Origin of the sequence: Novipirellula herctigrandis (assembly GCA_007859835.1) — a bacterium.
Taxonomy (GTDB): Bacteria; Planctomycetota; Planctomycetia; order Pirellulales; family Pirellulaceae; genus Novipirellula_A; species Novipirellula_A herctigrandis.
On the sequence record SJPJ01000001.1, the window covers coordinates 7,931,381 to 7,941,201 of the forward strand.

Genomic DNA, 9,821 nt, shown 5'->3' on the forward strand with positions numbered 1-9,821 from the left:
ATTAGCTCTCCACCGTCCGTAGTTCGATGCACCGCTTCAACTGCATCCGAATTCTCGTGAGAGCTTGGCGAACAGCTGTCGGAGTCATCTTGAAATGATCAGCAAGATCGGGAGCCTTCCAACCATCGCCGTATCGAGTAGACACCAGTTCCCGGCTTTTGGGCGCCAGTTGTTCAACGCAATCGCGTAACATCGGAACACGGCACTCAGCCCAGGATTCGCCTTGCGGTTGGAACTCATCTGCGCGGACCAGCAATTCCGCGAGGCCTTGATGTAGGAGTCGTTCTTGACGTTTTTGCTTGCGAAGCTCGTTCCGCACAAGATTCCGAGCGATCCCGCGCAGCCATTTCCCATAATCTTGCTGTGGATCGAAGGATTCTCGTTCCCGCCACGCCACGAGAAACGCCTCCTGAGCCAAATCATCTACCCAGTCCGGAGCAACTCCCAACGTTCGCACAAACGAACGCAATTGTTGATGCTGCTGAGCTACCAACTGAGCAAATTCGGCGGAAACGGCGGGAAGGGAAACTGTCATATCTTTACCTTGTCGCGAGAATCCAAAGTGTGACACCTGATTTCAGATTTTCCGAACTCACACCTGTGACGGCAGATCTCTCCGGTTCACTTGGCTCTCGGTAGAAAGCGTTCTCCGCAAATTGTATCCTTTTTTTCGCAGGCAAAAGCCGTTCGCAGCAGAGAGTATACGGATTTTCCGTCAAGACCGCGGTTTCGATACTAGTTGCCCAGTGGCGATGGAATTCGTTGGAGAGGGGGGGAATTTTGGATGATTGAGTCCGAGGGCGAGGTGAATTCAGGTTGCCGATCAACGCGACGAGATCCGCCGGTCATTGCGTTTGCGTTCGATCACAGAACGCAATCGAGTGCTGTTTGGCAGAGGGTGCGAGGTCCTCGATGCCGGAATCTAAAGTTCCAGCGCGAGTCTCCCCTCTCGCCTTACACAGTCGACTTAGGTTGTGTTGCACTAAAGGTTGTCGTTGAAGTCGAAGGCGAGCATCATCAAACCGATGGAGGGAAAGTGTATGACAAAGTAGGCGATTAATTCTTGTCAGAATAGGGTTACGAGGTGCTACGGATTCGCGGGCATTCAGTGACCCAAAATACAGTGCCTGTGCGGCGTCCAATGGAAGACGAACAACATACATTCTTTCCACGATGACTGCTGTGCTGCCGCAGGTCTCATCGATTCCTTCAAGATCGAATTGACACTCATTGAGCATTGGACCAGAACAGTCGCCGCATGTTTCCCCTGTGGGTTTGACATTGCATCGCGTGACAATAGGCCGCACTAAAGTTTGTTTGTTTCGTAATTGCGTAGATGCTTAAGTACGATATAAAGAAAGTACACGATCACGACTGTTCGATTGCAAATTTTCTTTTTGCAATGAGATCGGTTGCGATGGTTTCGGATCGCAGTGCTAGTGGTGGAGGTGAACGTGCTTGATGAATTGGGTGAACGGCAATGTCGGCTGATGGCGGACTTTTTTTCGGCGATGAGTAATTCCACAAGATTGCATATGCTTTGTGCATTGCAAACGGGCCCCAAGACGGTCTCTGAATTAGCCGAGTACGCCGAAGTGAGTATGCCAAATGCTTCGCAGCATCTACGGGTGATGCGGGAAAAAGGCGTGGTCACAATGGAGAAAGAGGCTCAGTTCGTCTACTACACCGTTGCGGACCCTCGCATCATTAAAGGGGCCTCTATGATCCGAACCGCATTGACGGACGTCGCGCGTCGCAATGCCCAGTGGATGGATGTCGATGCAGAATAAACTGACGAATCAAAAGGAGCCATGACATGCGATTCTTGCTGGGAGTCTTGGTGCTCGGGGCATTCGTGTTGGCGTCGGTAGTGATTGCCAAGTCGATCGCTGGTCCAAACCCACCGAAGGATCCGTGGTCAAACATGCCGGTGCCACCGGCTCCGTTAAGCCACGCTGGTCTATTCAATGGACCACTTGAAAGCGGCCAAGATGTAACGCGGGCCTGCTTGTCGTGTCACCCTAATTCGGCTCACGAAGTGATGCAGACATCGCATTGGACTTGGACCAACAGTTCCGTCACGGAAACGGACGACGGCAAGGAAATACGCACGGGAAAGCTCAACCTTCTCAACAATTTTTGCATCGCCGCAGGCCCTAACATTAAAAGCTGTTCGTCTTGCCACGCAGGCTACGGATGGACGGAATACGGAAATTTCGATTTTACCAACCAGGAAAACGTCGACTGCTTGATCTGTCACGACCAATCGGGTGCCTATCAAAAAGGCGATGGTGGAGAGCCGAATCCGAATATCGATTTGCTCGCGGTTGCCGAAAGTGTTGGACGGCCGACGCGATCGAATTGTGGTCAGTGCCACTTTAAAGGCGGCGGAGGCGACGCGGTCAAGCATGGTGATATGGACGGATCGATGTATTTCCCCAGCCAGCGTGTGGACGTTCATATGGGCAAATTGGATTTCCAATGCGTCGATTGCCATCGCACGACGGCGCATCAGATTCCAGGATGTGCGATGTCAGTCTGTGTCGATCCGCCTGAACGAGTGCGATGTGTCGATTGCCATGACGAACGTCCACACAATCACGAACGACTCGATGCACACACAGCCACGGTTGCATGCCAGACGTGTCATATTCCACGCATGGCAATCGATGCACCCACCAAAATGGTGTGGGATTGGTCACAAGCGGGACAAGACGGCCGCCCGGAGGACCCACATGTCTATATGAAGAAGAAGGGCAGCTTCGAATACGCACAAAACGTTCGCCCAGAGTACTTTTGGTACAATGGCAAAGCGGATCGCTATCTGACTGGCGACAAGATCAATCCAAACGAATTGGTGTATATCAATCGCCCTCAAGGCGGCCCGCATGATCCAGAAGCTAGGATTTGGCCTTTCAAAGTACACCGCGGTAAACAAATTTACGATGCAATCCATTTGCATTTGCTAACTCCGCGAACCGCAGGCGAAGGCGGCTATTGGTCGACCTTCGATTGGGACCAAGCGTGTCGACTCGGATGCGAGGATACGGGGCTCGAGTACAGTGGCAGCTACGACTTCGTTGACACCGAAATGTATTGGCCTCTCTCACACATGGTCCAAACATCGGCGAAGGCACTACAGTGTGTCGAGTGTCATGGCGAGACGGGCCAGATGGATTGGCGCGCGTTGGGCTACGAAGGCGACCCGGCTGTACGTGGTGACCGTCGGCGAACCGAGTTGTATCGAGGCAGCAAAGGAGAAAGCCGATGATGGTGTTAAAAATCTCCACGGTATTGTTGGCGTTTGTGTTGGGCGCGGATCACCAAGTTCCAACCACTTCGCTTCACCCTCCGATTGTATTGCGCGATCGCGGCGGCGAGTTGGTGATGGATTCGGGGCAGCCGATTTCCACCTCGGTAAGTTGCGGTAAGTGTCACGACACAGACTTCATCCAACGCCACAGCTATCATGCCTCTCTCGACATTGACCGAACCGTGGATGTAGGCTCGCTAGACGGATACAGACCATGGGATTACGGTCGCGGCGGCGTTGGTCGTTGGAATCCGCTGACCTATCGTTATTTGACGCCGCCGGGTCAACAAACGTTGCGCATGGGCATTGCTGATTGGATTCGCTTGCAAGGTCGGTGGCATATTGGTGGTGGGCCGGCGCTGCGAGGTTTTGGTCAAGTGCCGTTGGACGAACAAGTTGCATCGAGTGACGTGTCGAGTGTCGATCCAAATCATCAGGTGTTCGATCCGAAGGACGGTCAGCTGCGTGCCTGGGATTGGCAGCAATCGGGCGTGGTCGAGATGAATTGCTTTTTGTGTCACGTTGATCATCCGGATAATGCGGCACGAATCGAACAATTAGAGGCTGGGAAGTTTGGTTGGGCCAACACTGCCACTCTCGCGAAAACCGGGCTCGTGGAACCGAGTGGTGAAGGGTGGACGTATCACCGTGATGCGTTTGAGGAAGACGGCAGTGTAACCACAGAACACTTGCCGCTCCGCAAACCAACTTCGGCACATTGCGGTCAATGCCACGGTTTGACTCATGACGGCGAAGAACCACTGGAGCTCAAGTTGTCACTGCGACAGTGGTCCACTGCGACCAAAGGTCAAGTGTTTTCGGCACAACGTATCTCGGACTCAGCTGCCAACATCGAGGGAAAAGAAGAGTTGACTCGGCCTTGGGACGCACATGCTCAAGCGATGTTGGACTGCCGCAGTTGCCACTTCTCGATTAACAATCCTGCTGAATTTCGTTCCAGTGACCGCAATCGCCCCAAGCATTTGAGCTATGAACCGCGTCGCCTGACGTTAAGCGAATACCTTCGGCAACCGAGTCACCAGTTTGCAAAAGGGCAGACGGCCCAAGGTTCGATCGCAGGGCATTTGGCAGGCACGATGCGACGTTGTGAAGATTGCCACGACGCACCGAGCACACACGATTGGCTGCCTTATCAGGCGGTTCACTTCGAGCGGCTTAGTTGCGAAGCGTGTCATATTTCACAATCGTTCGCGCCGGCCATTGAGCAAGTTGATTGGACGTTGGTAGATACAAACGGGCAACCGCCGACCGATTGGCGCGGTTGGAAACGAGATGCCAACGGTCAAGCACTCGTCACTGGGTTCGAGCCAGTGTTGTTGCCCCGAAGCGACCTCAATGGGCGTGCGCGGTTGTTTCCTATCAATCTCGTCTCAGTCTGGTACTGGGTTGCCGGCGCTGAACAACCGCTTCCGGTTCGAGAGAGTGATCTACAACGAGCGTTCCTGCCTAATGGAATCTATCACCCCGAATTGGCAGCCGTATTGGATGCGGATGATGATGGCCAACTCAGTCGCAGGGAATTGCGTTTGGATACATCTGACAAAGTGGCGGTAGCCAAACGACTGTTGACGGAGATTGGGGTGTCACAGCCGCACATTGTTGGTGAATTGCAGCCCTACGAATTGCACCACGGTGTCGGGCCGGGTCGTGATGCGATCCGAGATTGCGAGGCGTGCCACGCAAAAACGTCGCGTCTGACTCAGCCGATTTCATTGGCCGACTATCTGCCTGGTGGCGTGATGCCCAGCCCTATCGGTGGTACTGATGTAATCTTTGCTGGTTCATTCAATGACGGCCCAACCGAAGGTGAGTCAAACACGTCGCTGTCGTGGCGTCCTAATTTGCGTGAAGCTGATTTCTACGTTTTGGGGCACGACGATTGGCCTTGGGTCAATGTGCTCGGAGTCCTCAGTATCCTAGGCACGCTGATCGGCACGATGATTCACGCTGGTTTACGAATACGACACGGACGCTGGTGGTTGGATCACGACCATCCTCTGGAGAGCGAACAATGACTGAGCGAGTTTTAATCTACACGCCTTACGAACGGTTTTGGCATTGGGCTCAAGCGGCAGGGATCATGATGCTGGTGCTGACCGGTGCAGTCATCCATTGGCCGGGATCGATTGGCGTACTTCCATTTTCGTTGGCGGTATCGATTCACAATGTGCTCGGGTTCCTACTGCTGATCAATGCATTTCTCGGTCTGTTTTACTATGTCGCCACAGGTGCGATTCGCCAATACTTGCCGGAGCCACATGATTTCGTTTCGCTTGGTGCGGCTCAGTTGATGTACTACATGCGAGGCATTTTTCGCGGTGATCCACACCCGTTGGAAAAGACCTCACGCCGCAGACTCAATCCATTGCAACAAATTACGTACCTGGTGATCTTGAATGTGCTCATGCCGCTGCAATTGATCACCGGGTTGTTGATGTGGAGCGGACAGATGCAGCCTGGGATTTTGTCTTGGGTAGGCGGTCTACCGCTGGTCGCCGCAGTTCACACGTTGGGTGCTTGGGCGTTTGTCACGTTCACGATTATGCATATTTACCTCACAACGACCGGACGCACGCCGCTTTCAAACTTAATCGCCATGATCACTGGCTTTGAAACACTGCCAAAATCAAGACCCGAAGCGGCTAACCAGGAATCAACTTCGCAATCAACCCCGAATTCGATCAATGAGGTGGTGACATGACCGATCATTCTCCGAAGCTCGTCTATTGGAATCCTTATGTCGCCGGCATTGCGTTAGGGATCGTCCTGTTTTTGTCATTTGTCTTGTCCGGTGCCGGGTTGGGAGCATCGGGTGGCATCGCGCGTTGTTTGGCGTTTGGAGTCGATCAAGTCGATCAGGCCGCTGTGGATCGCAATCTCTACTTCGCCAATTATGCCGGAGGTACAAACAACCCGCTGGACCACACCATGGTTTGGATGCTGCTCGGTGTCTCGGTAGGCGGTTTCGTTTCTGGGATATTGGCCGGTCGCGTGCGTTTTGAAACCTATAAAGGGCCCAAAGTCAGTAAGCATCTGCGTTGGGTGCTTGCGTTTGCTGGTGGTGGCTTGATGGGATTCGGAGCCGCGATGGCAAGAGGATGCACGTCAGGTCAGGCGCTTTCGGGAGGCGCCGTGTTATCAGTCGGAAGTTGGGCATTCATGATGATGGTTTTTGGCGGAGGCTACCTGATCGCCTATCCGTTGCGTCGGCTTTGGATTTAGCGTCCTAAGAGAAAATAGAATTATGTTTCCTTTACATTTTGCAGGTATCACTGCGACGATCGTCACGCTGTTGACCGGGTTCGGATTCGGTTTTGTGTTAGAGCGAGCCGGTTTTGGGAATTCGCGAAACCTTGCCGCTCAGTTCTATCTGTATGACATGCGTGTTCTGAAAGTGATGTTTACCGCAATCGTTACCGCAATGGTATTGTTGTTTGCGGGCTCGGCCATCGGCGTCATCGACATGACTCGCATTTGGGTGCCGCCAACTTATCTTGGGCCAGCGGTGCTGGGCGGTTTTCTGTTGGGGCTCGGATTCATCATCGGTGGTTACTGTCCGGGTACCTCGGTCGTGTCGGCTTCGACGTTAAAGATTGACGGGATCTTGTTCGTTTTGGGAGTCACGTTTGGGGTCTTTGTGTTTAGTCAGACAGTGTTGTATTTCTCGAGCTTTTGGACATACGCAGGAGCATTTGGTCCATTAACACTGTACGACCTTGTCCACGTTGATGCTGGTTTTGTGGTTCTGGCAGTGGTGCTGATGGCGATCGGCGCTTTCGCTGCCGCCGAGTGGTCCGAACGAGTGTTTGATCCCGAGTTCACTCGGGGATCGACCGGTCGGATGACGCCCCCGATCCGTCGGCTTCGCTATATTGCTTCGGCTGTTGCGATTTTGTTGGCGGCTTGCACGTTGATGATCGGTCAACCCGATACAAAGCGATTGATGGTTGCGCAATCGTTGACGTTGGATGAAAGGTTGCAAACTCGAGAGCCGTTTATCGATGCAGCGGAACTGGCGGGCTTGATGCACAACAATCAAATCGAGTTGGTTTTGTTGGATATTCGATCCGAAGCTGATTACAACCAATTCCATCTGTTGGACGCACACCGTATGTCGATTGAAGAACTAGAAGGTGGCTGGGCAAAACCGATCGCGCCGGCGAAGGTAATTGTATTGATGTCCAACGACGAAGATGCGGCCATGCAAGCGTGGCGTCGCGTCGCCGTGTATTCAAATGCGAACCCCTATATATTGGCGGGCGGTATCAATCGTTGGTTAGATGTCTTTATGGACGGCCAAATGGATGCACCTGGGCCTTTGCAGTCGGCCGATGGCGATGATCGGATGCGATACAAATTTTCTCGAGCGACCGGTGCGCGGCATCCCGAGTCACGTCCGGAGGCCAAGGTTGCTTCGGCTCGCACGTTCGAAAGCCGCGTGAAGGTTCGCAAGCCGATTCACGCGGAAGGCGGCGGATGTGGTTGAAGCCGCTTAACCAGAAAAAGGGGCAAGCCAGAAAAATGGGTAAGGCGAATAGGGCGGATTCGATTCGAAAATGCACGCAAATTGACTCAACCGGGCGTCCATTCACGTCCGCCAGGTGACGCCGGAACGATGCCCCTTGAAGATTCAAACAGGCATCAAGCTGCTAGCTTCACACCGGTCGCTTCGATTTCCGAGAGTTTGTCGCACATGACTTTCACGCGTACCAAATCCTTGTGTGTTGACTTCGCTGAGAGGTGGAATAGAACGACGAGACCAAGGAGGGTGCATGACGAAAATGGATCCGTCTCTCAGGCTTTGAGCGTTTGCCATGACTAGCGTTTTGCGCCGCCGCCGTGCGGGGTACCGATCAAAGCTGAACCGTGAGTACCCTATCCTTTGGCGTTATCTCGACAATTGTTTCAACGTTACCACAACGAACTCGATGCTTGCCATAGAACACTCGAACATTGGTCTTACCGTGTTCGTCGAACTTCGTACTTTCGTCGGTCCACCATTGCCGGTAAACAAGATCTCGATAGGCGAGAGCTGCGGGTGTCGGCGTCCAATCTTTTTTGAAGAGTGCGGATGCAGGGATCCAGCATGCGGATTCCCAAAAACCCCACATCAAGATCCCATCAACATTCGGATTCGCAAAACAGATCCGGTAGTACTCGACAATCGCCTTCGCTTTGGCTTGTTCCTGCTCCGCAGTCATTGACGATTGCCGCTGCCGATGAAACGTCGAACGCTGGCCAGGCAAATTGAATTCCGTAATCCGAATTGGAAGATTAAGTTTACCAAGTGCCTCGAGTGAATGCTTTAGCTTCACCGGATCAAACGAGTCGCCGTGCAAGTGCCCTTGGACTCCAATGCCCCCAATGGCAACACCTTGGCCAAGGAAGTCATTGATCTGTTTGACGTAATCATTAAGCCGATTGCCGGTCAAAATGTCGTAGTCGTTTAAATACAGTACGGCATTGGGATCTCCTTCGCGAAACCAATCGGCCATCTCTTTTGTGATGTTCGGACCTAGGCGTCGCTCGTAGAAGTTGTCGTGTAGCATTTCGTTGTTTAAGTCATACTCGGCAAAACGGCCGCGGTAACGCTTTGCGATGGTTAACGCTCTTTGGCGTAGCGTCTCTTTAAGCTCGGCATCGTCAAGTTCTTGGACCCAATCTTGAACGAATTTTTGCACTCCCCAAAAAACGTTGTGTCCGCGTAACGGGATTTCGTGCTCTTCGGTCCAACGCAACATTGCATCGACGACGGAATAGTCGATTCTGTCACGAGTCCTCTGCATGCTTGGCCATTTCAGAGCATTTTCAGTCACGGCTGCATTGAAATTCTCGAGGAAAACGGATTTGTATTTTTCTGCAGAAGGGGAATTCTTTGACCCGGAAAACATCTGATTGGCCAAGGCGGCTCCGAACCAAAAACTGTGGCGAAGTTGTTTGACGTCAACCTCAGCACCTGCTGGCCCCTCAATGATCAGCGTTCCCATTCGGTGTTTGGAAATGGCTTGGTCGAGTTGGTCAGCACCGATAGTAATCGAGCTGCAAAAAAGAACCGACATCGTAGAAAGCAAATATACGAAAGGGTGAAAACGCATGAGGAATGCTCAGGTAGGAGGTGGTCGTCGCCACTCAAAATCGTGACGGCGAGTGCAGTGACGCAAGGAAGCATCGGAGCTTGTCCGGTTAATTGCTCCGCCGTTCATTAGACACCGCAGAAAACAACTGTTCAAGCAATCGATGAACGAAGTCGACGGAGGAGCAGTATGCCAATGGCGTTCGCGCTCCTGTGAAATCGTTTTCGAAAGCAGTCTGGAAATTCTTTGCCGGTTAATGCGGATCATTGCCAAACACCCCACATCCCTAAGCACCGAACAATAGCGACTCGTCCGGATCGTCGCGCAATCGCGGTGTCTGACTAATACCTCTGGCGCGAAAGCTGGGCAAGGCTCATAATATGGGGAAAGTTCAATTCTCTTTTTGTGAGGTA

General features: G+C 52.7%; 9 protein-coding genes. 7 read left to right on the plus strand and 2 right to left on the minus strand.

Annotated features, from left to right (window positions below; all coding sequences use genetic code 11):
* Window position 1: 1 nt before the first annotated feature.
* Window positions 2-535, minus strand: a complete 534-nt coding sequence (locus CA13_RS28880; protein ID WP_146402569.1) for a sigma-70 family RNA polymerase sigma factor — start codon at window positions 533-535, stop codon at window positions 2-4.
* Between the two features lie 249 nt (window positions 536-784).
* Here CA13_RS28880 and CA13_RS28885 point away from each other — a divergent pair, with 249 nt between their 5' ends.
* From CA13_RS28885 to CA13_RS28915, 7 genes are all read left to right on the plus strand, one after another.
* Complete coding sequence (locus CA13_RS28885) at window positions 785-1,060, plus strand: endonuclease domain-containing protein (RefSeq protein WP_146402571.1); 276 nt, start codon at window positions 785-787, stop codon at window positions 1,058-1,060.
* Between the two features lie 394 nt (window positions 1,061-1,454).
* The gene (locus CA13_RS28890) at window positions 1,455-1,790 is read left to right on the plus strand and encodes an ArsR/SmtB family transcription factor (protein ID WP_146402573.1); all 336 of its coding nucleotides are present in this window, start codon (window positions 1,455-1,457) and stop codon (window positions 1,788-1,790) included.
* A 26-nt stretch (window positions 1,791-1,816) separates the two neighbouring features.
* Window positions 1,817-3,271: a tetrathionate reductase family octaheme c-type cytochrome gene (locus CA13_RS28895; RefSeq protein WP_146402575.1), complete on the plus strand. Its 1,455-nt coding sequence runs from the start codon at window positions 1,817-1,819 to the stop codon at window positions 3,269-3,271.
* Window positions 3,268-5,349 carry a hypothetical protein gene (locus tag CA13_RS28900; RefSeq protein ID WP_146402577.1) on the plus strand — a complete coding sequence of 694 codons (2,082 nt, stop codon included), beginning with the start codon at window positions 3,268-3,270 and terminating at the stop codon, window positions 5,347-5,349. The genes CA13_RS28895 and CA13_RS28900 overlap by 4 nt, the downstream gene beginning before the upstream one ends.
* A complete protein-coding gene (locus tag CA13_RS28905; protein ID WP_146402579.1) occupies window positions 5,346-6,035 on the plus strand; it encodes a cytochrome b/b6 domain-containing protein in 690 nt (229 codons plus the stop codon). Before CA13_RS28900 ends, CA13_RS28905 begins: the two co-directional genes overlap by 4 nt.
* The gene (locus CA13_RS28910) at window positions 6,032-6,556 is read left to right on the plus strand and encodes a YeeE/YedE thiosulfate transporter family protein (protein ID WP_146402581.1); all 525 of its coding nucleotides are present in this window, start codon (window positions 6,032-6,034) and stop codon (window positions 6,554-6,556) included. Before CA13_RS28905 ends, CA13_RS28910 begins: the two co-directional genes overlap by 4 nt.
* Before the next feature lie 22 nt (window positions 6,557-6,578).
* Window positions 6,579-7,820, plus strand: coding sequence for a rhodanese-like domain-containing protein (locus tag CA13_RS28915; RefSeq protein ID WP_146402582.1), 1,242 nt, complete (start codon window positions 6,579-6,581; stop codon window positions 7,818-7,820).
* 367 nt (window positions 7,821-8,187) lie between these two features.
* Here the strand turns inward: CA13_RS28915 and CA13_RS28920 are convergent, their stop codons facing one another.
* The gene (locus tag CA13_RS28920; protein ID WP_419194965.1) at window positions 8,188-9,393 is read right to left on the minus strand and encodes an endo-1,4-beta-xylanase; all 1,206 of its coding nucleotides are present in this window, start codon (window positions 9,391-9,393) and stop codon (window positions 8,188-8,190) included.
* Between the last annotated feature and the right edge of the window lie 428 nt (window positions 9,394-9,821).